General features: G+C 60.4%; 20 protein-coding genes. 9 read left to right on the forward strand and 11 right to left on the reverse strand.

Going from position 1 to position 20,358, the window contains the following annotated elements:
- Positions 1 to 28: 28 nt before the first annotated feature.
- The gene (locus tag GA0061102_RS08610) at positions 29 to 1,192 is read right to left on the reverse strand and encodes an isovaleryl-CoA dehydrogenase (protein WP_092845900.1); all 1,164 of its coding nucleotides are present in this window, start codon (positions 1,190 to 1,192) and stop codon (positions 29 to 31) included.
- An 86-nt stretch (positions 1,193 to 1,278) separates the two neighbouring features.
- Positions 1,279 to 4,752: an indolepyruvate ferredoxin oxidoreductase family protein gene (locus GA0061102_RS08615; protein ID WP_092845902.1), complete on the reverse strand. Its 3,474-nt coding sequence runs from the start codon at positions 4,750 to 4,752 to the stop codon at positions 1,279 to 1,281.
- Positions 4,753 to 5,056: 304 nt separating this feature from the next.
- Here GA0061102_RS08615 and GA0061102_RS08620 point away from each other — a divergent pair, with 304 nt between their 5' ends.
- Positions 5,057 to 5,716: a glutathione S-transferase family protein gene (locus GA0061102_RS08620; protein ID WP_092845904.1), complete on the forward strand. Its 660-nt coding sequence runs from the start codon at positions 5,057 to 5,059 to the stop codon at positions 5,714 to 5,716.
- Between the two features lie 6 nt (positions 5,717 to 5,722).
- Here GA0061102_RS08620 and GA0061102_RS08625 read toward each other — a convergent pair whose 3' ends face one another.
- Positions 5,723 to 6,619 (reverse strand): LysR substrate-binding domain-containing protein, encoded by an 897-nt coding sequence (locus tag GA0061102_RS08625; RefSeq protein WP_092845906.1) that lies wholly within the window; start codon positions 6,617 to 6,619, stop codon positions 5,723 to 5,725.
- Between the two features lie 150 nt (positions 6,620 to 6,769).
- Between GA0061102_RS08625 and GA0061102_RS08630 the strand changes: the two genes are divergently transcribed.
- Positions 6,770 to 6,955: a hypothetical protein gene (locus GA0061102_RS08630; protein WP_092845908.1), complete on the forward strand. Its 186-nt coding sequence runs from the start codon at positions 6,770 to 6,772 to the stop codon at positions 6,953 to 6,955.
- 27 nt (positions 6,956 to 6,982) lie between these two features.
- Complete coding sequence (locus GA0061102_RS08635; RefSeq protein ID WP_092845910.1) at positions 6,983 to 7,339, forward strand: MmcQ/YjbR family DNA-binding protein; 357 nt, start codon at positions 6,983 to 6,985, stop codon at positions 7,337 to 7,339.
- A gap of 5 nt (positions 7,340 to 7,344) precedes the next feature.
- Here the strand turns inward: GA0061102_RS08635 and GA0061102_RS08640 are convergent, their stop codons facing one another.
- Both GA0061102_RS08640 and GA0061102_RS08645 read right to left on the reverse strand, forming a co-directional pair.
- Complete coding sequence (locus GA0061102_RS08640) at positions 7,345 to 7,965, reverse strand: glutathione S-transferase family protein (RefSeq protein WP_092845912.1); 621 nt, start codon at positions 7,963 to 7,965, stop codon at positions 7,345 to 7,347.
- Between the two features lie 147 nt (positions 7,966 to 8,112).
- A complete protein-coding gene (locus tag GA0061102_RS08645; RefSeq protein ID WP_092845914.1) occupies positions 8,113 to 8,469 on the reverse strand; it encodes a DUF4406 domain-containing protein in 357 nt (118 codons plus the stop codon).
- 125 nt (positions 8,470 to 8,594) lie between these two features.
- On the opposite strand from GA0061102_RS08645, the gene GA0061102_RS08650 reads away from it, so the two are divergent.
- Positions 8,595 to 9,350 (forward strand): DeoR/GlpR family DNA-binding transcription regulator, encoded by a 756-nt coding sequence (locus GA0061102_RS08650; RefSeq protein ID WP_092845916.1) that lies wholly within the window; start codon positions 8,595 to 8,597, stop codon positions 9,348 to 9,350.
- Between the two features lie 167 nt (positions 9,351 to 9,517).
- Positions 9,518 to 10,018 carry a DUF2127 domain-containing protein gene (locus GA0061102_RS08655; protein ID WP_092845918.1) on the forward strand — a complete coding sequence of 167 codons (501 nt, stop codon included), beginning with the start codon at positions 9,518 to 9,520 and terminating at the stop codon, positions 10,016 to 10,018.
- A gap of 3 nt (positions 10,019 to 10,021) precedes the next feature.
- Here the strand turns inward: GA0061102_RS08655 and GA0061102_RS08660 are convergent, their stop codons facing one another.
- Positions 10,022 to 11,029: an asparaginase gene (locus GA0061102_RS08660; RefSeq protein ID WP_092845920.1), complete on the reverse strand. Its 1,008-nt coding sequence runs from the start codon at positions 11,027 to 11,029 to the stop codon at positions 10,022 to 10,024.
- 101 nt (positions 11,030 to 11,130) lie between these two features.
- Positions 11,131 to 11,757, reverse strand: coding sequence for a helix-turn-helix transcriptional regulator (locus tag GA0061102_RS08665; RefSeq protein ID WP_092845922.1), 627 nt, complete (start codon positions 11,755 to 11,757; stop codon positions 11,131 to 11,133).
- A 101-nt stretch (positions 11,758 to 11,858) separates the two neighbouring features.
- Between GA0061102_RS08665 and GA0061102_RS08670 the strand changes: the two genes are divergently transcribed.
- Positions 11,859 to 13,283: an MFS transporter gene (locus tag GA0061102_RS08670; protein WP_092845924.1), complete on the forward strand. Its 1,425-nt coding sequence runs from the start codon at positions 11,859 to 11,861 to the stop codon at positions 13,281 to 13,283.
- Here GA0061102_RS08670 and GA0061102_RS08675 read toward each other — a convergent pair.
- The 4 genes from GA0061102_RS08675 to GA0061102_RS08690 form a co-directional block, all read right to left on the reverse strand.
- Positions 13,264 to 14,262, reverse strand: a complete 999-nt coding sequence (locus tag GA0061102_RS08675; RefSeq protein ID WP_092845926.1) for an NAD(P)H-quinone oxidoreductase — start codon at positions 14,260 to 14,262, stop codon at positions 13,264 to 13,266. The genes GA0061102_RS08670 and GA0061102_RS08675 overlap by 20 nt on opposite strands.
- Before the next feature lie 79 nt (positions 14,263 to 14,341).
- The gene (locus GA0061102_RS08680; protein ID WP_092845928.1) at positions 14,342 to 16,147 is read right to left on the reverse strand and encodes a GGDEF domain-containing protein; all 1,806 of its coding nucleotides are present in this window, start codon (positions 16,145 to 16,147) and stop codon (positions 14,342 to 14,344) included.
- A 208-nt stretch (positions 16,148 to 16,355) separates the two neighbouring features.
- Positions 16,356 to 16,601 (reverse strand): ribbon-helix-helix domain-containing protein, encoded by a 246-nt coding sequence (locus GA0061102_RS08685; protein ID WP_092845930.1) that lies wholly within the window; start codon positions 16,599 to 16,601, stop codon positions 16,356 to 16,358.
- Between the two features lie 225 nt (positions 16,602 to 16,826).
- Entirely contained in the window at positions 16,827 to 17,375 is a 549-nt protein-coding gene (locus GA0061102_RS08690; RefSeq protein ID WP_092845932.1) for an HdeD family acid-resistance protein, read from the reverse strand.
- Positions 17,376 to 17,527: 152 nt separating this feature from the next.
- Between GA0061102_RS08690 and betI the strand changes: the two genes are divergently transcribed.
- The 3 genes from betI to betB are packed head-to-tail and all read left to right on the forward strand — an operon-like array spanning position 17,528 to position 20,225.
- On the forward strand, positions 17,528 to 18,115 hold the full coding sequence (betI, locus tag GA0061102_RS08695) for a transcriptional regulator BetI (protein WP_092845934.1): 588 nt from the start codon (positions 17,528 to 17,530) through the stop codon (positions 18,113 to 18,115).
- Positions 18,116 to 18,120: 5 nt separating this feature from the next.
- A complete protein-coding gene (locus GA0061102_RS08700; RefSeq protein ID WP_092845936.1) occupies positions 18,121 to 18,762 on the forward strand; it encodes a glutathione S-transferase family protein in 642 nt (213 codons plus the stop codon).
- On the forward strand, positions 18,762 to 20,225 hold the full coding sequence (gene betB / locus GA0061102_RS08705) for a betaine-aldehyde dehydrogenase (RefSeq protein WP_092846023.1): 1,464 nt from the start codon (positions 18,762 to 18,764) through the stop codon (positions 20,223 to 20,225). Before GA0061102_RS08700 ends, betB begins: the two co-directional genes overlap by 1 nt.
- Positions 20,226 to 20,358 lie beyond the last annotated feature (133 nt).

The raw sequence follows: 20,358 nt of genomic DNA on the forward strand, positions 1-20,358 counted from the left end.
CACCGGTCGAGTAAGATGGAATTCGAAATCAGGCCGTTTCGCCGAACAACTCGCGGCCGATCAGCATGCGCCGGATTTCGGACGTGCCGGCGCCGATCTCGTAGAGCTTGGCGTCGCGCAGCAGCCGTCCGGCGGGATAATCATTGGTATAGCCATTGCCGCCGAGCGCCTGGATGCATTCGAGCGCCAGCGCCGTCGCCTTCTCGGCGGAGTAGAGAATACAGCCGGCGGCATCCTTGCGGGTCGTCTCGCCGCGATCGCAGGCGGCTGCGACCGCATAGACATAGGCGCGCGCGGCATTCATGGTGACATACATGTCGGCAAGCTTGCCCTGCATGAGCTGGAACTCGCCGATCGACTGGCCGAACTGCTTGCGCTCATGCATGTAGGGCAGCACCACATCCATGCAGGCGGCCATGATGCCGACGGGGCCGCCCGACAGCACAACGCGCTCATAATCGAGACCCGACATCAGCACGCGAACGCCACCATCGACTTGGCCCAGAACATTTTCCTCCGGCACTTCGCAATCGACGAAGATCAGTTCCGACGTGTGGGAGCCGCGCATGCCGAGCTTGTCGAGCTTCTGTCCGACGGAAAACCCCTTGAAGCCTTTTTCGACGAGGAAGGCGGTGATGCCGCGCTGGCCGGCATCCGGGGAGGTCTTTGCATAGACGACGAGGACATCGGCATCGGGACCGTTGGTGATCCACATCTTGCTGCCGTTCAGCACATAGTGATGGCCATGCTTTTCGGCTTGGAGTTTCATGGAGACGACATCGGAGCCGGCGCCCGGTTCCGACATGGCCAAGGCGCCCACATGCTCGCCGGAGATCAGCTTCGGAAGATAGCGCTCCTTCTGCGCCGTCGTGCCGTTACGATGGATCTGGTTGACGCAAAGGTTGGAATGGGCGCCATAGCTCAGGCCGACGGAAGCCGAAGCGCGGCTGATCTCTTCCATGACAACCGTGTGGGCGAGATAGCCGAGGCCGGCGCCGCCAAAGGCCTCATCGACGGTGACCCCGAGCAAGCCGAGATCGCCCATCTCCTTCCAGAGATGCATCGGGAAGCCGTTGTTACGATCGATCTCATCAGCGATCGGCGCGATTCGGTGGTTGGCAAAACGGCGCACCTGCTCGCGCAGTGCCTCGATGTCCTCCCCGAGCGCGAAGTTCAATCCCCCTGCAAACATCCGGCTTCTCCTCCCGACCGTCGCAAACGTCCGATCCTTGTGAACGTATATCTCTTTATGCCCGCTTCAAGCGCCTGCCTTAACCGTCATGCGGCATTGGCCGGCACTTGCTGCTTCTCCTGCGGCGTCTCATAGGCCTTCATCTTGTCCGCGATCTTCGCCATGATCTTCCGGACCGCCTCTTCCTTGACCGGGCCGAAGCCTCTTATCTCGTCAAACAACGAGAGGAGGACAAGAGCCTCGGCTTCGTTGTCGTGGCGCAGACCTGCAAGTACACGCCCGGCAATCCCTTCGTATTCGGCAATCAGGCGGCGTTCCGCCCGACGCTCTTCCATATAGCCGAAGGGATCGAAGACGGTGCCGCGCAGCCGCTTCATCGGCGCAAGGGCGCGCAGCAACGGCAGGATCCAGGCGCCGAATTCGCGCTTTTTCGGCCGGCCGTTCGGATCCTTTCCGCCAAGGATCGGCGGAGCTAGATTGAAGGCCAGCTTGAAATCGCCTTCCATCTCCTCCCGCAGTTGTGCCTCGAACGCAGGATCCGTCAGAAGACGGGCGACCTCGTATTCATCCTTATACGCCAGAACCCGCGCATAGGTGACAGCAACGGCAAAAGGCACCTTGTCCGAAAGCCGCTCCCTGATTGCCAAGGCATTGGCATGAGCCACGAAACGGGCATAGCGCTCGGCAAGCGCGCTGTCCTGATAGGCAGTCAGATGTGCCTTGCGATGCTTGATGAGTTCATCGAGGCTCATGCCCGCCAGCGTCTTGCCGGCATCCGGCTCGGCGATCATGGCCTCCACGGCCTGCGGATCATGCGCGAGAAGCCGGCCCCAATGGAAAGCGGAAAGGCTGGCTTTGACCGCGACGCCGTTGAGCTCGATCGCCTTTTCGATCGCCTCCAGCGACAGCGGCAGCAAGCCACGCTGCCAGGCAAAGCCGGTGAGCAGGATGTTGGTCGACATGGCATCACCGGTGACTTCGGTTGCCACGTGGTTGAAATCGAGGAAGACGGATCTGTCGCTGACCGTCTTGGCAATTGCTTGCTGAACCGAGCCGGCCTTGAAATCGAAATCGCGATTACGCACGAAATCGGCAACCGGCATCAGGCCCGTGTTGACGATGGCAGTGGTCCGCATCGATGAACAGAGCGTAATCGCATCCTTGGAGGCGCCCACAACCTCATCCGCTGATAACAGCAGATCAGCACCGCCGTTGACGATGCGCGACGAGGTGACATCAGCCTCATTGTGACCGATGCGCAGATGGCTCATGACGGAGCCGCCCTTCTGGGCGAGGCCGGCCATATCGAGGATCATTGGCACCTTGCCGTCGAGATGCGCGGCCATGCCGAGGATGGCACCGATGGTCAAGATACCAGTGCCGCCGATGCCGGCAATTGCGATGTTCCAGGGCCGCTCGCCGATGGCGGGGATTTCGGGCATCGGCACTTCGATATCCGCATGCTCCAGAGCCTTTCGTTTGCGGCGCTTGCCGCCATGAACGGTCACGAAGGACGGGCAGAAGCCTTTGACGCAGGAGAAATCCTTGTTGCAGCTCGACTGGTTGATCTGGCGCTTGCGGCCGAATTCCGTCTCAAGCGGCTCCACTGAGATGCAATTGGATTGCACCGAGCAATCGCCGCAGCCCTCGCAAACGGCCGAGTTGATGAAGACGCGCTTGGCCGGATCCTCCATCAGCCCACGGCTCCGGCGGCGGCGCTTCTCGGCCGCGCAGGTCTGGACGTAGACGATCGCCGAACAGCCCTCGGTCTCGCGCAGCGTCAGCATCACCTGATCGATATGGTCGCGATGCAGTATCTTGACACCAGGCGCCAGCTCGGCAGCGCGATAGGCGTCGGGATTGTCCGACAACAGGTAGATCGGCTTGACGCCCTCGTCATGCAGCTGCTTGGTCACCAGTTGCGGCGTCAAATGGCCGTCGATCTGCTGGCCACCCGTCATGGCGACGGCATCGTTGTAGAGCAGCTTGTAGGTGACGTTGACCTTCGCGGCGACTGACTGGCGGATGGCGAGAATGCCGGAGTGGAAATAGGTGCCGTCGCCGAGATTGACAAACATGTGCTTTTCGTCGGTATAGCGGGCGATCGCCGTCCACGGCACGCCTTCGCCGCCCATCTGGGTGAAGGTCTCGGTGCTGCGATCCATCCAGGTGACCATATAGTGGCAGCCGATGCCGGCGATGGCGCGGCTGCCTTCTGGAACGCGGGTGGACGTATTGTGCGGACAGCCGGAGCAGAAGAACGGCGTGCGGTTCAGCGGCGCCACATGGCTGCGGCTGATCTGGCCGCGCTCGGCGAGATAGGTAAGCTTGGCCGCGATGCGATCATGCAGGCCCTGATCGAGGTCGAGCTTGACGATGCGCCCGGCGATGGCTCTGGCAACGGCGCCGACGGTCAATGCCGAAGACAGGCTGAGATAGGGTTTGTCGTGCTCGTCGAACTTGCCGACGATGCGCGGGCGGACATCGGCGCGCCAGTTGAACAGCTGCTGCTTGATCTGGTTTTCGATGATCTCGCGCCGCTCTTCGACGACGAGAACTTCGTCCAGCCCTTCCGAGAAATGCCGGACAGCTTCCGGCTCCAGCGGCCAGGGCATACGCACCTTCAGGATACGCAGGCCGATCGCCGCCATTTCCCTCGGGCCGATCTCGAGCTCGCGCAACGCCTGCAGCACATCTTCATAGGCCTTGCCGGAGGAGATGATGCCGAAGCGGGCATTGGGCACGTCATGCGTGACTTCGTCGACGCGATTGGCGCGGGCAAAGGCGATAGCGGCATAGGCCTTGTAGTTTTGCAGGCGATCGTCCTGGATCAGCGGCGGATCGGGCCAGCGCAGATTGAGGCCGCCGGACGGCAATTCGAAATCGGTCGGCAGGACGAACTGCCGCTTTTCGCCCGAGAGATCCACGGCTGCGGTCGTTTCGACCGTGTCGGCAATGAATTTCATGCCGACCCAGCAACCGGAATAGCGCGACATGGCGATGCCGAGCAGGCCATATTCCAGGAATTCGTGGATGGATGAGGGATAGAGAACCGGAATGAGCGCCGACATGAAATCATGGTCGGTCTGATGCGGGATGGTCGAGGATTTGGCAGAATGATCGTCGCCGGCAAAACAGAGGACACCGCCATGCCTCGAAGTGCCGGCCGCATTGCCGTGCTTCAGCACATCGCCGGAGCGATCGACGCCAGGGCCTTTGCCGTACCAGATGCCGAGCACGCCATCCTTGCGGGCGCCTGGCGAAAGGCCGACCTGCTGCGAGCCCCAGACGGCCGTTGCAGCAAGGTCCTCGTTGATCCCAGGCTGGAAGGTGACGTCATGCGCGTCGAGGTAAGTTTGCGCTTTCAAAAGCTGCTGGTCGTAACCGCCAAGTGGTGAGCCGCGGTAACCGGAAATGAAGGCGGCCGTGTTGAGGCCGGCGACGCGGTCCCGCCGCATCTGGGTCATGGGCAGCCGCACCAGCGCCTGCAGGCCTGTCATGAAAACGCGGCCGTCCTCTGCCTTATATTTGTCGTCTAGCGAAACGCCGGTCGCAAGCATCTGCTCTCCTCCCGAGATCGCAGTCACCGATTGCCCATATGCATTTCACCGGATGCCTCCTACCGCATCCGACGAAAGCCGTGATCGAACGGTAACATGCACCGACGCTAATTTCCGAACGAAGGCTAGGCCTCCGCAGCATGATTTGCAAAGATTTCGGCCGGTTGGCAGATGTTTTCGTGCTTACGGAACAAGCGGTACTGCCATCCATCACAAGCTTTCATCGGAGATATCAGCGCCAAGGCCTTTTACTCCCGCAACTCGCCCAATAATGTCGCGCCAACTCGAATCTGGGAGACCTCACATGCTGACGATCTACGGTGTCTATCGCTCGCGCGCCGCGCGCAATTACTGGATGGCTAGGGAGATCGGCATCGAGTTCAAATCCGTGCCGGTCATCCAGGGGAGCCGGCTTGCCAATCCGCTCGCCGCCGATGCGCCTATCAACACGCTGTCGCCGGAATTTCTGGCGGTCAATCCGATGGGCATGATCCCCTGCATCAAGGATGGTGATCTCATGATGCATGAATCGCTTGCCATCAACCTCTACCTCGCCCGCAAATATGGCGGCCCGCTGGCCGGCAAGACGGTCGAAGAGGAAGGGCTGATGTCGATGTGGACCATGTGGGCCGCGACGGAAGTCGAGCCCTACAGCGTCGCGCTTGTGCGCATCTATGACAATGCCCAGGAAAACAGCGAGCCTGGCAAGGCCGGCATCGCAGTCGCCTGCCGCTCGCTGAAAAGGCCGCTCGATGTCTTGGAAAAGCACCTCCAGAATCACGAGCATCTTGTCGGAGGCCGCTTCACCGTCGCCGACCTCAATCTCGCGGAAGTGCTGCGCTACGCCCAGACAGAACAGGAGCTCTTCGACGCCCATCCTGCGGTGAAGACGTGGATCGAGCGCTGCCAGTCGCGCGACGCCTATAGGGCCATGCAGGCAACCCGCGGCAAAGAGCCGGTCTGATAGAGACTATCGGAAGAGACGCATGCTCTCTTCCATTTCTTCGCGGATCCATGCCTTGAAAGCGGTGACCTTTTTCGGCTCCCGCACACCTTCGGCCGCAACGAAATAGTGGCCGAAGCCTGTCCTGGCGCGGATGCCGAAAGGGTCGACGAGGCATTTCTGCTGCAGCGCATAGGCTGCGAGCGTTTGCCAGGCGAGCATGGTTCCTTGGCCGGCCATGGCGGCATCGAGGCAGAGCGACGCGTCGTTGAAGATATGCCGTTCCTCCATACAATGACCTGACAATCCGGCCTCGCGCAGCCAGATCTCCCAACCGAACATCGCATGTCCGTCAATGACTGCGGGGACTTTCAGAAGGTCGGCAGGCTGCCGGAGCGTGGCGGCGATCTGCGGCGTGACGACGGGGAACACTTCCTGCGCCAGCAATAGCTCGGATTTGACATCAGGCCATTGCCCGTTGCCGACCCGAATGCCGATATCGACATCCGACGTCGCCGGATTGATCAGCCGCGTGGTGGCATCGATGCGCAGCCGGATATCCGGATGGCGGATGGCGAAGCGATCGAGCCGGTACACCAGCCAGCGAGCCGCGAAAACCGGCGCAACCGAAATGGTGAGGATATTGTCGTCCCGATGCTGCGCGACCGCCACGGCCGCCGACAACGCCTTGAAACCCTCTTCAAGCCGCGCCAGCACCACGACTCCCGCCTCGGTGACCGCCATGCCCTTGGACGTACGCTCGAACAGCGGCCGGCCCAATTGCGCCTCGGTCTTGATGACCTGCTGGCTGACGGCACCTATCGTCACGCCCAATTCGTCGGCAGCCGCCTGCAGCGACCCTAGTCGTCCGACCGCTTCAATGGCTCGAAGGCCGTTCAAATGTACGCTGTTGAGATTTCTCATATAGAATATCTATATCAGCATCTCGTCATTCTCAATTGCGCACGGCACAAACAAGCGCGATTATTACAGCATGGAATTGAAACCTGCCGCCACCCCACCGGCTGATGCCCTCATGGTTGCATCGATGCGGAAAATCTCAGGAGGCATGTCATGTCTATATTGAAGCTTTTCTTCAATCACTTGCTGGATGAAAATCGCAGGCGGGAAGACGATCCGCTGCAGCACCCCATGCTCGCGGCCATGTCGCTCGAAGAACTCGCCGACCTGCCGCTCATGCCGGAAAATCTCGGCCGGTCTATGGACAAAAGAGCCGTTCAACCGGAAGAATGCGCTTAGGTGAGACCCTACGCCTCTGGAGCGAACATGTCCTCAAACGTCGATATGGATGTCATCGCGGAACGACTGAACAGGCTCGTGGTGCAAGCCCGGTTGCCGGGGGTCGAACCTGGAGCACATTACGGCCTCCCGGCATTCAAGGTTGGCGGCAAGGCGTTCGTGACGGTGAAGAACAACGAGACCGTCGTGCTGTCGCTGCCGATCGACCGCAAGGAACAACTGATGGAAATGGCGCCGGAGATCTATTTCCAGACGGATCACTATGTCGGCTGGCCTTCCCTTCCCCTGCGCATAGGTGCGATCGGAGATGAGGAGCTGGAGCTGCGTTTGATCGAGGCGTGGCGATACCGCGCCCCGAAAAAACTTCTGGCAGCATTTGGCTGAGACGATCAGCCTTCTTCGACGGCAAGCGCCTTCTTGACAGCCGGACGCTCGAGCATGCGCGCATAGTGGGCGCTTACCTTCGCGAACTGGTCGCGATCGACATTGTCTCCCGGCAGCCACTTTGCCATGGTGAAGAGATAGCCGTCAGCGACCGTATACTGATCGCCCATCACCCAGGGCCCCTTCAGCATCTTGTCCTCGATGAGGGCAAAGCTCTCCGTCATGGTCTGCGGCACCTTGGCCTTCATCGTCTCGATGGCAGCGGCATCGTCCGTCCAGCGATAACCACGCCCCTTGTGCGAATGGTTGATGTGCACCGTGGACGATAGATAGCTGTTGAAGGCCTGCATCTGGGCGAACTCGAAGGGATCATCGAGCGGCGCCAGCTTTGCGGCAGGCACGATCTGGGCAACGTAAGCCAGAATCGCAACGTTTTCCGTAATGACGCCCTTGTCGGTCACCAGTGCCGGCACACGGCCCTTGGGGTTGACGGCTAGATAATCCGGCTGGCGCTGATCGCCATTGGCGAGGTTGAGGCGCCGGGGCTCATAGGCGAGACCGGATTCTTCCAGAGCGATGAGACTGGCGAGAGCACAGCTTCCGGGCGCAAAATAGAATGTCAGCATGTTCCGTTCCTCGATTGGATCCGACGGGAAGCTAAAGGCAACCCAGCCAATACGGAAGTGGCCGATGCTGATACCTTCTACAAAAGGTTTTGATCGATCAAGCGGCATGCCCACCCCCACGGGTCGCGAGAATGGGCTGCCGGCGGTTTAGGCGCAGCCGGGTACGTCCTCCAGTCTGTGCCAGACGGGAATACCGCGTTCGCGGGCGATGCGGACATCGTTGTCGGCGCCCTTGGAATCGCCCGGCAATCTCAGAACGCCCTCGCAAAGCTGCAGCAGACGACCGGCCGTCGGATGAAAAATCTCCTCATAGAGATCGTCACCGATGCTCTTGCCGCCGGCGGCATGCCAGACCGGCAAGGCGACCCATTCGCCGATCATCGGCAAGTGCCCGGCCTTGAACAGAGCGTAGGACGGCTCCTCAAGGCACTTCAGGTTCTCGGCCATCTTCTTCGGATCGTCCCCGGTGCCGGAACGATAGGGCCCGGCGATCAAGATCAACATGTCATTTCTCCATTTTTCCTCCTGCTTCCTGCAGGAATTTGCACGAATATGCGTATATTTTCTTGAATGTCGAATCTATTCTGATAGATTCACGAATATTCATGAAATTTCGTGCAGGAACAGACATGCTGACCAGTCAACGCAAGGCCCTTATTCTCGATCGATTGCGCCGCAACGGCCAGGTGATCGCCAAGGCATTGGCCGACGATCTTGAGCTATCCGAAGACACGATCCGCAGGGACCTGCGAGAGATGGCGGCGGAAAAGCTGCTGAAACGGGTGCATGGCGGAGCGCTGCCGCTTGCCCCAGATCTACCGGACTTCTCGGCCCGGCAGGCGGTCTCATCGGAGGAGAAACGCCGGCTCGGCGCCTATGCTGCGAGCATGATCAAGTCGGGCCAGACCGTGTTTCTCGATGGCGGCACCACGAATGCCGAAATCGCCCGCCAGCTCCCGAAGAATCTTGCCGTCACCATCGTCACCCATAGCCCGACGATAACAGGCGAGCTGGAACATCATCCCCTCGCCGAAGTCATCCTGATCGGCGGCAAGCTCTACAAACATTCGATGGTGGCGACAGGTGCTGCGGCCATGGTGGCGATCGCATCCATAAGGGCCGATATCTTCTTTCTAGGGATCACCGCAATTCATCCCGTCCACGGCTTTTCGACCGGCGATTTTGAGGAAGCGGCTATCAAGCGCCATATCGCACAGTGCTCGGCGGAGACCTACGTGCTGGCGACGGCTGAGAAGCTGGATGCGGCCTCCCCATGCCAGATCCTGCCGACCAAGGGCGTTTCCGGCCTGATCGTGCCGTCCGATATTCCCAAAGAAAGCCTGACACCCTACCGGAATGCCGGTGTGCCGATTTTCCTGGCCTGACGCGCACATCGCATCCGGCCCTTGGAAAAGAGATAGTTCGTCAGGATTTGCGCCGCCGTCATCATGATGCGGTCGAAGATTGATCCTATGCCGACCGGACATCGACTTGTCTTGCGGTCATCGCCGATCAAGTCTACCTCAATATCGTGCAGAGGTTACGATCGCCCATGAACGAACGCCGCATTCACCAAATTTTCGAAATCAGCATCCTGTTGAAGGGTGCCCATGCTTTGATCGAGTGCATTGGCGGCCTCATCCTGGCGCTCGTCAGCACCGAATCCATCCTTCGCCTGGTGAACCGGATCGTGCAGCCCGAGCTCCTCAACGATCCCAAGGACTTCGTCGCGATCCACCTGCATGCCTGGGTGCAGGATTTCTCCGTCGGCACCAAGAATTTCTATGCCTACTATCTGCTGAGCCACGGACTGGTGAAGGTGCTGCTCGTCATCGGCCTGCTGAGGGGCAAGATGTGGGCCTATCCGGCATCGCTGGTCGCCTTGGCGCTTTTCATCGTCTACCAGCTTTACCGCTTCACCGACACGCACGGCATCGGGCTCATCATCCTTACCGTCTTCGATCTGTTCGTCATGGTCCTCATCTGGCACGAATACAGGATCGTCCGGCAACATGTGCCGGCACGACAAGTCAGACATCGGATCCAGGAGTAGAGCTTATGCCGTCAAGGCCGAGGCCGGTCTGATATCGCCGACATGGATGCCGTTCCAGTTCTTGAAGGACTTGTTGGCCATCGCCATCAGCCCCGCATGAACCACGCCATCCTTCTCGAAGAAGCGAGCGAGCGTCGCCGCAACCATGACCTCTGCTGCACGGCCGGTGCCATCATCGCATTTGATCGCGATGGCAATGCCCTGCTCCGGGATCGAAGCGCAGAACACGCCTTCGGCACCGGTCTTGGCGAAGATGCGGCCAGGAGCGACCTGCATCAGCTTGGTGCAGGCGCGGTCGGTGCCGGCCACGTAGAACGGCTCGGCCATACAGGCTTCGAACAGCCGGCGCGATGCCTTGGCGCGCAGCGGCTCGAGACCGACGCCGGTCGCCATCTTGGCAAAGCCATGCGCCAGTCCCTTGAGCGGGACCGCATAGGTCGGAATCGAGCAGCCGTCCGTGCCGCAATTGTCATGCGCGAGAACGGCGCCGGTCAGGCTCTGCATCGTTTCGCGGATCTGCTGCTGCAGCGGGTGATCGTAACCGACATAGCCCTTGGGATCGATGTCCTGATGGCAGCAGGCGCAGACGAAGCCGGCGTGCTTGCCGGAGCAATTGTTGTGCAGCGCCGTCGGCTTGTCGATCGTGCGTGCCTGGTGGATGAGGGTCTTCTGATCGGAAGACCAATGGGCGCCGCATTCGAGCGTGCCGACATCGCGATCGGCGCGCGCCAGCATGGAGGCTGCGAGCGCGACATGCTCGTCTTCGCCATTATGGGAGGCACAGGCGAGCGCCAGTTCCTTGTTGCCAAAGCCATAGGCGTCTGCGGCGCCGCTTTCGACCAGAGGCAGGGCCTGCATCGCTTTGCAGGCGGAACGCGGAAACACGCCCCTGTCGATATCGCCGACCGAGAAGACCACCTTTCCATCGCCATCGACCGCAACGATGGAACCGCGATGGCGGCTCTCGACCAGATTGCCACGGGTGACTTCGACGCAGACGGGATTGGACATGACGGAATGCTGCCTTTGATTTGCGGGATGGGCAGTGATAGCCGCTGCGCCGGGGATTGCCAATCGTCGATGACGCCCGTCAGCATCAAAAAGCGCGCCACTCAGGCGGCCGGCCTGATCCGATAGGCACACCGCCTCGCACCGAGCAGGATATGCTCTTCCCGCTCCACTTGCGCACCGAGCACCATGCGGAAGGTTTCCAGCTCGGAGCGGCAGAAGCCGGCGCAGGCGCAGGCGGCTGCGCAGATGGGACAATGATTCTCGACCAGCATGAGCGAGCCGTCATCATCCTGCCAGTGATCGGCCATGTAACCTTCCTGCGTGCGAATGGCGGCGAGGCTCGCGACGCGTGAGGCGAGGTCAGCCGTGAGATCTATTTCGCTGCGGTAGCGTCGAAGCGTTTCGGTTTCGCGGGCGGAGATGACCGTATCGACGGCGCTCTGCCCCAGCTGGCTGACCATGGTCGCAAGCAGCGTCGCTGTGAGATCCGCGTGGCCATCCGGAAATTGCCGGTTGCCGCCCGCCGTCAGGTGCCAGAGCCGCCGTGGCCGGCCTCTGCCCGTTGCAGTCTCCGTCACTGGCTCGACCAATCCCTCCTCCGCCATCTTCGTCAGTTGCTGGCGCGCCGCCTCGGACGATATGCCGAGCGCATCGCCGACGGCCGCAGCGAGCTGCGGTCCATCCGTTTTCAACAGGATCAGAATTCTGTTGGCAGGTGATTGGCGCATTTTTCCAAGTTATCTCTTGTTTTAATCCGGTAGCCGTGTAATTTTCCAAATTATAACTTGGAAAATAATCAACCGCTAGGGAAAATACCGAGGATCGTCCGATGTCCAGCATCGAAAACACCGCTCCCCTCAAATCAGCCTCCATCTTCACGCTGTTCTCGCCAAGGCTTCTGCCTGCGACGCTGATGCTTGGCGGCGGCGTCGCGCTTTATGCCGTTGAATCCTACATCACTGCCACGATCGCCCCCTCGATCGTCCGGGATATCGGCGGCCTCGAATTGTTCTCCTGGATGACGACCCTCTTCGTCGCCGCCGGCGTCCTCGGATCGATCACGGTCGCGACCCGACCGAAGGGCATGGGCCTGCGTGCCGTCTATATCGCCGCAGCGCTCACCTTCGGCATCGGCAGCCTGGTTTGCGCCATCGCGCCGACCATGCCGGTGCTGCTCATGGGCCGCGCCGTACAGGGCTACGGCTCGGGCATGCTGTCCGGTCTTGCCTATGCCTTTATTCGCTTCATTTATCCTGAGCCCCTCTGGCGCAGGGCTTCCACGCTCTACGCTGCCATCTGGGGTGTGGCGACGGTGCTCGGACCGACGCTCGGCGGCCTCTTTGCCGCCGGAGGCGCCTGGCGAGAGGCCTTCATCATCCTCGTACCACTGGCCGTCTTGATGGCGCTCTCGGCTCGCTGGCTGCTGCCCGATGTCGCGGATGATCGGATCGACACCAGAACACCGCTGGTCCAGATCATACTTCTGCTTGCCGCAGTCCTGTTCGTCAGCATTGCCGGCACGATCGAGCACGGACCGTACAAGGTCGTGCTGATCACCGTGTCGATCATACTCGTGGCAATGATGGTCATGACCGAACGCAAGAGCGAGGTACGGCTCCTCCCCTACGGCGCCGTCGTGCTCGGCAATCCAATCTCGCGGCTCTATCTGACAATATTCACGCTGATGCTGGTGCTGACGAGCGACATCTACATTCCGTATTTCCTGCAGACGCTGCACGGCGTCACACCATTGATCTCGGGCTATCTCGTCGCATTGGTGGCACTTGGCTGGACCATCGCTGCTTTCTTCAGCGCATCGTTTTCGGGCAAGCGGGCGGCAATCGCCATCATAGCCGGCTGCATTCTGGAAACCGCGGCCACAGCATCGCTGATCCCACTTCTGGCGACAGCAACGCCCTTCTCCAGGCTCGCAGAATTCGCGCCGGCTGTTATCGCCATGTTCCTGATGGGCTTCGGTGTCGGCCTCGGCTGGGCGCATCTCGTGACAAGGATCATCGGCATCGCCAGAAGAACCGAGCAGGACAAGGCCTCGGCCGCCATCTCGATGACCCAATCGCTGGGCGGCGCGTTCGGCGCAGCGGTCGCCGGCGTCATCGTCAATGGCGCGGGCCTGACCCATCCGGGCGGCGTTGCCGGCGGCCTCTCGGCCGCAAGCTGGCTCTATGCGCTGATGGCCGTCCCAGGATTGGTCGCCATCGCCCTCTCCTTCACGATCAGGCCAGCTTCAGCATGATCTTGCCGATGTGGTCGCTGGTTTCCATCAAGCGGTGCGCCGCGATCACATCGTCAAAGGCGAATACCTTGTGAATGACGGGGGCAACCGTGCCCTCGTCGAGCAGCGGCCAGACCTGGGAAAGCAGGTCGTCGCGGATCGCGCGCTTTTCCTCCGCCGTGCGCGGGCGCATGGTCGAGCCGGTTACCGTCAGGCGCTTGACCATGATCGGCTGCAGATTGACCTTGTCCGCCACCGCACCTCCGAGGAAAGCGATGATCGAAAGGCAGCCGTCGCGGGCGAGCGACGCGAGGTTCTTCTCCAGATAGGCCGCGCCGATCATGTCGAGAATGATATCGACGCCATGTTCCGTCTCCGCCTTGATGACCTCGGCGAAATCCTCCTGCCTGTAATTGATGGCCCGCTTTGCGCCGAGCTTCTCGCACGCCTCGCATTTTTCCTTCGAACCTGCAGTCGTATAGACCGTCGCACCGAAAGCGCGGGCAAGCTGGATCGCCGTCGTCCCGATGCCGCTGGAGCCGCCGTGGATCAGCACGCTTTCCCCCTCGGTGAGACCCGCCATCTGGAAGAGATTGGCCCATACGGTGAAGAAGGTCTCGGGAACGGCTGCTGCGCGCACGGCATCATAACCATTCGGGAAGCGGAGTGCCTGGCCGGCCGGCAACACGCAATATTCGGCATAGCCGCCGCCATTTGCGAGGCCGCAGACCTTGTTGCCGATCGCAAACTCCGTCACGCCGGGCGCAACGTCCACGACCTCCCCGGCAACTTCCAGACCCAGTATCGGGCTTGCATCCTTCGGCGGCGGATAAGTGCCCTGACGCTGCGCCACATCCGGCCGGTTGACACCGGCGGCCTCGACTCGAACCAAGATCTCGCCCGGCTTCAGGACCGGTAGAGATTTGCGGCCGATGGTCATGACCTCAGGCCCGCCAAAGGACGGCAAATCCACAAAACGCATTTCAGACGGCAAGGGCATGGCGCAATCTCCTCTCCCAGCAAAGCAGTGGAAATAGTTTAGCGCAGCGCGCTTGAAAAGATGGCTCGGCGGAAAGGCGTCAATTCGTCTCGGCCAGACCGAGGAATGCGACGCCGGCAGCACTTTCCTTTGCCTTCGTCTTGATGCCGGCAATGGAGGTGCTGACGCGGTTGATATTGTCGATCACCAGTCCCTCGGGCAGTTGCAGGATGCCGATCGAGCAGCGCATCAGCGGGAATTCGGCTTCGGCGCCGCTGCGATCGTGACCGCGAATACGGCCGGCAGCACGATCCTCGGCCGAATAAAGATCAAGAACATCCGCATGAAAATCGGCAAGCAGCCGGTCCAGAACCTCGCGAAGCTCGCCCGTACTCCAGCCGCTGACGCCGATGAAGAAATCGTCGCCGCCGACATGGCCGAGGAAATTGCGCTCGGCAAAGAAATAGCGGCGCATCAGCGCCGCAAACAGTGAAATGGCATGATCGCCGAGATGGAAGCCATAGGCATCGTTGAACGGCTTGAAATTATCGAAATCGCAATAGCAGAAGTGCCTGACTTCATCACCATCGCGGCCGGTGCTCTGCATAAAATCGTGGATCGCCCTGTTGCCGGGGAGCCCGGTCAGCGGGTTCTGGTCCTGGGCGATCTTCAGTTGCTTCTCGTTGATGACCTTGATCAGCGAGGCAGCGGAAACGATACCGGCATAATGCGTGCCTTCGGTGACGATCAGGCAATCGCTGCTTTCCATATTGGCGAAGATCGCCATCAGCGTATCGGCGTCGGAATCAAGACCGACGATCGGCGCCATCTCGACGAAATGCGAGATCGACCGCTCATAGACCTTGTTCTTCAGAAGGTCGCGGCCGAAGGGCTGATAGATGTATTCCTTGAGCTGGTACTCGTGGATGATGCCGCGCGGCTCGTCATTGGCGTTGACCACGGGGAAATAGGCGCGGCGCGGATTGCGGCGGAAGAGCTCGAAGACGCTGTCGATGCTATCGCTTTCGCGGATGGTCGGCAGCACCTCGATCTGCTTGCGGATGAGGATCTCGTCAAGCGACTGGCTGTTTCGTACCGTCTTGCCGAGATCCTGGAGATGCGGAAAGCTCTGCTTCAACTCGTTGACCAGCACCGTCGGACGCGCAATGAACCAGCCCTGGACGAGATCAACGCCAAATTCGCGGCAGGTCAAGAACTCCGCCTCGGTCTCGATGCCTTCGGCGATGACGCGTGTGCCGAGAACATGGGCGATGTTGACCAGATTTCTGAGAATGTGCCGTTTGCGGGCGCTGCGGTCGATATCGACGATGAAGTGCCGGTCGATCTTGAGGTAGTCGACGGGATAATCGGACAGCAGCTTCATTTCGCCATGGCCGACGCCGAAATCGTCGATCGCCAGCTTGAAACCGGCGTTCCGCATTCTTGCGACCAGACCGGAGAACGCGGGCACGCTGGTATTGTCGAAGCGCTCGGAGAATTCGAAGCAGACGGAGGAAGGCGCCATGCCCGCCTTTTTCATATGCTGCAGCAGGCTATCGACCAGTACACCACCCTGCGGGATCAACCGCACATCCAGATTGAGGAAAAGCGTGGCCGAGACGGCATTGGGAAGCGTGGCAAATTTTGCCAGCGCGCGGCTGGTGACCATCTGCTCCAGGCCGAGAAGCTGCCCGGTGCGCTCGGCCTCGTCGAGCATGTCGAGCGGGCTGCCGAAGCCGATGCGCTCCTGGCCGCGCATCAAGGATTCATAGCCGAAGACGGCGCCGGTGCCGGCTTCCACGATCGGCTGAAAAGCGTTTTCGATCACGAGTTTGGCAAGGGTGACAATCTGGTCGCTGGCATACCGGCGCAACACGCCGGGCTCGACTGCGGCAGTCAGGGACATGCCAATCTCCGTTGGGATTTTTATCAAATTATTTGAGTAAGGTTTTGGATCTACTGCATTTTCAACCCAAGATGCGCCATAAAGCGTCAACGAAACCTTTCCGGTATGTGAAAGTTTCGTGAATGGTAAAGCAATATTAACCATTGATCCGGTCCGAAAACAGGGCACGCCGAGATAGGCCATGGCCGGAACTGACTGATTTTCCGGCCTAATTGTGCGAGTGCTGCTCCGCCTCATAGTCGGCGAACATATCGGCAACGCAGCGACCGCCGTTGGCCGTCTCATCATTGGCCGCTTGTGGCACATCGCAAACATCGCTGCGCCTGCGCGCCGCATCCCACATACGCAGGGCTTCCCGCACGACTTCACTGCTCGAGGCATAGGTGCCGGTGTCGACTGCGGCGCGAATGCCGGCGGCCTGAAGCGGAGAGATGGAAACCGTTACCATCGGCATGATATTCCTCCCTTGACGTTATCAAGCGGAATTCTCGCTGGAGACGCATTTCGCTGCCGTCGGCGGTGCCTTCGAGGCATGTCCTTCAGACATGCGTGCTCCAGAGCTAGCACCGTCGCTACATCCATTCGGCGACGCTCCGCCCACAAGGCAGAGCGATAAGGGTAGCGCCGCTCACGCTTCTTGTCAAAAAGTAGTAGTCCGTTATCCGTTGTGCTAGAACAGTTAGCGCTTGAGGACGAGACCGAAAGCAACCAGCGTCCAGCCCTGGAAAATCAGATCGAATGCCAGAAAAAGCCCGAGAATCCAAAGGCTGTTGACCGGCCAGCCGAGCATGATGGCGATGCCGGCAATGGCAGTCGCAACACCACTGATGACGATCCAGATCCAGCCGCGCTCGGGCTTCACTTTGCGCCCGACCCAGACGCGGAACGTGCCGGCGATAATCAGCGCGACGGCGAGGAACAGCGTCAGCGCCGCGGAGGCCAATAGCGGATTGGCAAAGGCGAGGATGCCGGCAAGCGTATAGAGCACACCGCTAAGCACCCAGAAGAGGATGTGCTCCCAACCCCTCACCTGAAAGGCGTGGGCCAAATGCACGATGCCGCCGATCAGCATCAGCAAGCCGACATAATAGACCGATGCCACCGTGGCGATGAACAGATTGCCGAGCGCAATGCAGCCGCAAACTAGCAGCAGGACGCCGAGGCCAACAAACCAACCCCATTTGTCGCGCATCGCAGATGAGGGAACTTCATCAAGCATATCAACCATGACCGCACCTCCTCCTGAGTGGAAGTATGACACAGAAATACAACTCGGAAAGAGGTTGCGGATTTTTCGCCGACGTCTGCAAGGCACGCAATTTTTTATTGATTGATTAGTCAATCAAAAATAAGCTCAGCTTCAACCTCAAGGATTGATGCATGCCCAAAGTCGGAATGGAACCGGTGCGCCGCAAGGCGCTAGTGGATGCAGCGATGCGCGTGATCGGCGATCACGGCTCGCTGACCGTCACCATGTCCGAAATCGCCAAGCAGGCCGGCGTTTCCCCCGCTCTTGCTCATCACTATTTTGGTAGCAAGGAACAGCTGCTGATCGAGACCGTCCGTGTCCATCTACAGCGGCTGCGCGACAGTGTGGTGACGGCGCTTAGGGCCGCGACGACACCGCGCGACAAGCTCTCAGCGGTTATCCGCGTCAGTTTCCAGGCAGATCAGTTCGCGCCGGAGACGATTGCCGCCTGGCTCGCCTTCTATGCGGAAGCCCAACGCTCGGAAGAGACACGCCGCTTTCTCGTCATCTATGCACGCCGGCTGCATTCGAATCTGGTGGCCAATCTCAAAGCATTGTGCTCGGCCGGCGACGCCGAGCGGATCGCTGAGGGTGCGGCCGCGATGATCGACGGGCTCTATATTCGCCAGGGCCTTAGATCCGCGCCGATCAGCACCGAGGCGTCGATCGCGCTGACCGAGAATTATCTCACGACCAACCTCAACGCGTTGAAAGGCTGAAGACCATGTTGACCGTCTGGGGCCGCAAATCGTCATCCAATGTACAGGCGCTGATGTGGTGCATCGGCGAGCTCGGCCTTGCCTATGAGCGCATCGATGCGGGATTTAAATATGGCGTCAACGACACGCCTGAATTCCTGGCGATGAATCCGAACGGCACTGTTCCGGTGCTGCGCGAGGACGATGGCGAGCCATTGTGGGAAACTGGCGCCATCCTGCGCTACCTCACCACGCAATATGGCGACGATGCCTTCTGGCCGAAGGATGCGCGGCGTCGCGCCCAGATCGACAAATGGACGGAATGGGCCAAGATCAACATTGCCATGAACTTCACCGGCCCGGTGTTCTGGCGCGCGGTGCGAACGGCCCCTGCTCTGCGCGACGAGAAGGCAATTATCGCGGCTATCGCCGCGCTCGGGACGAAGCTTGACATCGCCGAGTCGCAGTTCGGACGGCATCGTTTCCTTGCCGGCGATAATCTGACGCTCGCCGACATACAATTCGGGCACGTTCTCTATCGCTATTTCGAGATCGACATCCAGCGCCCTGCCCATCCGCGGCTGGAGCGCTACTACGAAAACCTGACCGAGCGACCTGCTTTTCAAGAGCATGTCATGGTCTCCTATGAAGAATTGAGGGTTCTATGATGCGCGCACAACCGAAAGCCTCGCATTTCATCGACGGAGAATATGTCGAGGACACCGACGGCACCGTTATCGAAAGCATCTATCCGGCAACCGGCGAGGTGATCGCCCGCCTGCACGCGGCAACGCCCGCTATCGTCGAAAGGGCGATCGCCAGCGCCAAGCGGGCGCAGCCGGAATGGGCTGCCATGAGCCCGACGGCACGCGGCCGCATCCTGAAGCGCGCCGCCGACATCATGCGGGAGCGTAACCGCGAGCTTTCCGAGCTGGAGACGCTGGATACGGGCAAGCCGATCCAGGAAACCATCGTCGCCGACCCGACCTCAGGCGCCGACAGCTTCGAATTCTTCGGCGGCATCGCGGCGGCCGGCCTCAACGGCTCCTACATTCCGCTCGGCGGCGATTTCGCCTATACCAAGCGCGTGCCGCTCGGCGTCTGCGTCGGCATCGGCGCATGGAACTACCCGCAGCAGATCGCCTGCTGGAAGGGCGCCCCTGCGCTTGTCGCCGGCAACGCCATGGTGTTCAAGCCGTCGGAGAACACCCCGCTCGGCGCGTTGAAGATCGCCGAAATCCTCATCGAGGCAGGCCTGCCGAAGGGCCTCTACAACGTCATTCAGGGCGATCGCGAAACCGGACCGCTGCTTATCAACCATCCGGATGTGGCGAAGGTATCGTTGACCGGCTCCGTGCCGACGGGCCGCAAGGTGGCAGCTGCGGCTGCGGGCAACCTCAAGCATGTCACCATGGAACTCGGCGGAAAGTCGCCGCTGATCGTCTTTGACGATGCCGATATCGACAGCGCCATCGGCGGTGCCATGCTCGGCAATTTCTATTCGACGGGCCAGGTCTGCTCGAACGGCACGCGCGTCTTCGTCAACAGCAAGATCAAGTCCGAATTCCTGAAGCGCTTGAAGGCTCGCACCGACGCCATGCTCATCGGCGATCCGATGGATGAGGCAACGCAGATCGGCCCGATGGTCTCCTGGGCGCAGCGCGAGAAGGTGCTCGCCTACATCGAAAAGGGCAAGGCCGAGGGCGCGACGCTGCTGACCGGCGGCGGCATCCCGAACAATGTCTCCGGCGAAGGCTATTACATTCAGCCGACCGTGTTTGCCGACGTCACCGACGACATGACGATTGCCCGCGAAGAAATCTTCGGGCCTGTCATGTGCGTTCTCGATTTCGATGACGAGGCCGAGGTGATCGCCCGGGCCAACGCCACCGAATTCGGCCTTTCCGGCGGCGTCTTCACCGCCGACCTGACCCGCGCCCACCGCGTCGTCGACCAGCTCGAGGCCGGTACGCTCTGGATCAACACCTACAATCTCGCCCCGGTGGAAATTCCCTTCGGCGGCTCCAAGCAATCCGGCTTCGGCCGCGAGAATTCGCTGGCGGCACTGGAGCATTATTCGGAACTAAAGACCGTATACGTCGGCATGGGGCCGGTACAGGCGCCGTATTGAACAAAGCCCTTCGCCCCGTGAAACGGGGAGAAGGTGGGTTGGAGGAATCGAACGGAGTGAGATTGCGACAAGCCGGATGAGGGGCTGCTTCAGATACGCCGCATCCCGTTGCCCCGCCCCTCACCCTAGCCCT

Origin of the sequence: Martinezella miluonensis, from assembly GCF_900094545.1 — a bacterium.
Taxonomy (GTDB): Bacteria; Pseudomonadota; Alphaproteobacteria; order Rhizobiales; family Rhizobiaceae; genus Rhizobium; species Rhizobium miluonense.

Bases quoted from the DNA above. Each gene is read 5' to 3' on its own strand.
- GA0061102_RS08610 (WP_092845900.1), bottom strand. From the start codon at position 1,192: ATGTTTGCAGGGGGATTGAACTTCGCGCTCGGGGAGGACATCGAGGCA.
- GA0061102_RS08615 (WP_092845902.1), bottom strand. From the start codon at position 4,752: ATGCTTGCGACCGGCGTTTCGCTAGACGACAAATATAAGGCAGAGGAC.
- GA0061102_RS08620 (WP_092845904.1), top strand. From the start codon at position 5,057: ATGCTGACGATCTACGGTGTCTATCGCTCGCGCGCCGCGCGCAATTAC.
- GA0061102_RS08625 (WP_092845906.1), bottom strand. From the start codon at position 6,619: ATGAGAAATCTCAACAGCGTACATTTGAACGGCCTTCGAGCCATTGAA.
- GA0061102_RS08630 (WP_092845908.1), top strand. From the start codon at position 6,770: ATGTCTATATTGAAGCTTTTCTTCAATCACTTGCTGGATGAAAATCGC.
- GA0061102_RS08635 (WP_092845910.1), top strand. From the start codon at position 6,983: ATGTCCTCAAACGTCGATATGGATGTCATCGCGGAACGACTGAACAGG.
- GA0061102_RS08640 (WP_092845912.1), bottom strand. From the start codon at position 7,965: ATGCTGACATTCTATTTTGCGCCCGGAAGCTGTGCTCTCGCCAGTCTC.
- GA0061102_RS08645 (WP_092845914.1), bottom strand. From the start codon at position 8,469: ATGTTGATCTTGATCGCCGGGCCCTATCGTTCCGGCACCGGGGACGAT.
- GA0061102_RS08650 (WP_092845916.1), top strand. From the start codon at position 8,595: ATGCTGACCAGTCAACGCAAGGCCCTTATTCTCGATCGATTGCGCCGC.
- GA0061102_RS08655 (WP_092845918.1), top strand. From the start codon at position 9,518: ATGAACGAACGCCGCATTCACCAAATTTTCGAAATCAGCATCCTGTTG.
- GA0061102_RS08660 (WP_092845920.1), bottom strand. From the start codon at position 11,029: ATGTCCAATCCCGTCTGCGTCGAAGTCACCCGTGGCAATCTGGTCGAG.
- GA0061102_RS08665 (WP_092845922.1), bottom strand. From the start codon at position 11,757: ATGCGCCAATCACCTGCCAACAGAATTCTGATCCTGTTGAAAACGGAT.
- GA0061102_RS08670 (WP_092845924.1), top strand. From the start codon at position 11,859: ATGTCCAGCATCGAAAACACCGCTCCCCTCAAATCAGCCTCCATCTTC.
- GA0061102_RS08675 (WP_092845926.1), bottom strand. From the start codon at position 14,262: ATGCCCTTGCCGTCTGAAATGCGTTTTGTGGATTTGCCGTCCTTTGGC.
- GA0061102_RS08680 (WP_092845928.1), bottom strand. From the start codon at position 16,147: ATGTCCCTGACTGCCGCAGTCGAGCCCGGCGTGTTGCGCCGGTATGCC.
- GA0061102_RS08685 (WP_092845930.1), bottom strand. From the start codon at position 16,601: ATGCCGATGGTAACGGTTTCCATCTCTCCGCTTCAGGCCGCCGGCATT.
- GA0061102_RS08690 (WP_092845932.1), bottom strand. From the start codon at position 17,375: ATGGTTGATATGCTTGATGAAGTTCCCTCATCTGCGATGCGCGACAAA.
- betI (WP_092845934.1), top strand. From the start codon at position 17,528: ATGCCCAAAGTCGGAATGGAACCGGTGCGCCGCAAGGCGCTAGTGGAT.
- GA0061102_RS08700 (WP_092845936.1), top strand. From the start codon at position 18,121: ATGTTGACCGTCTGGGGCCGCAAATCGTCATCCAATGTACAGGCGCTG.
- betB (WP_092846023.1), top strand. From the start codon at position 18,762: ATGCGCGCACAACCGAAAGCCTCGCATTTCATCGACGGAGAATATGTC.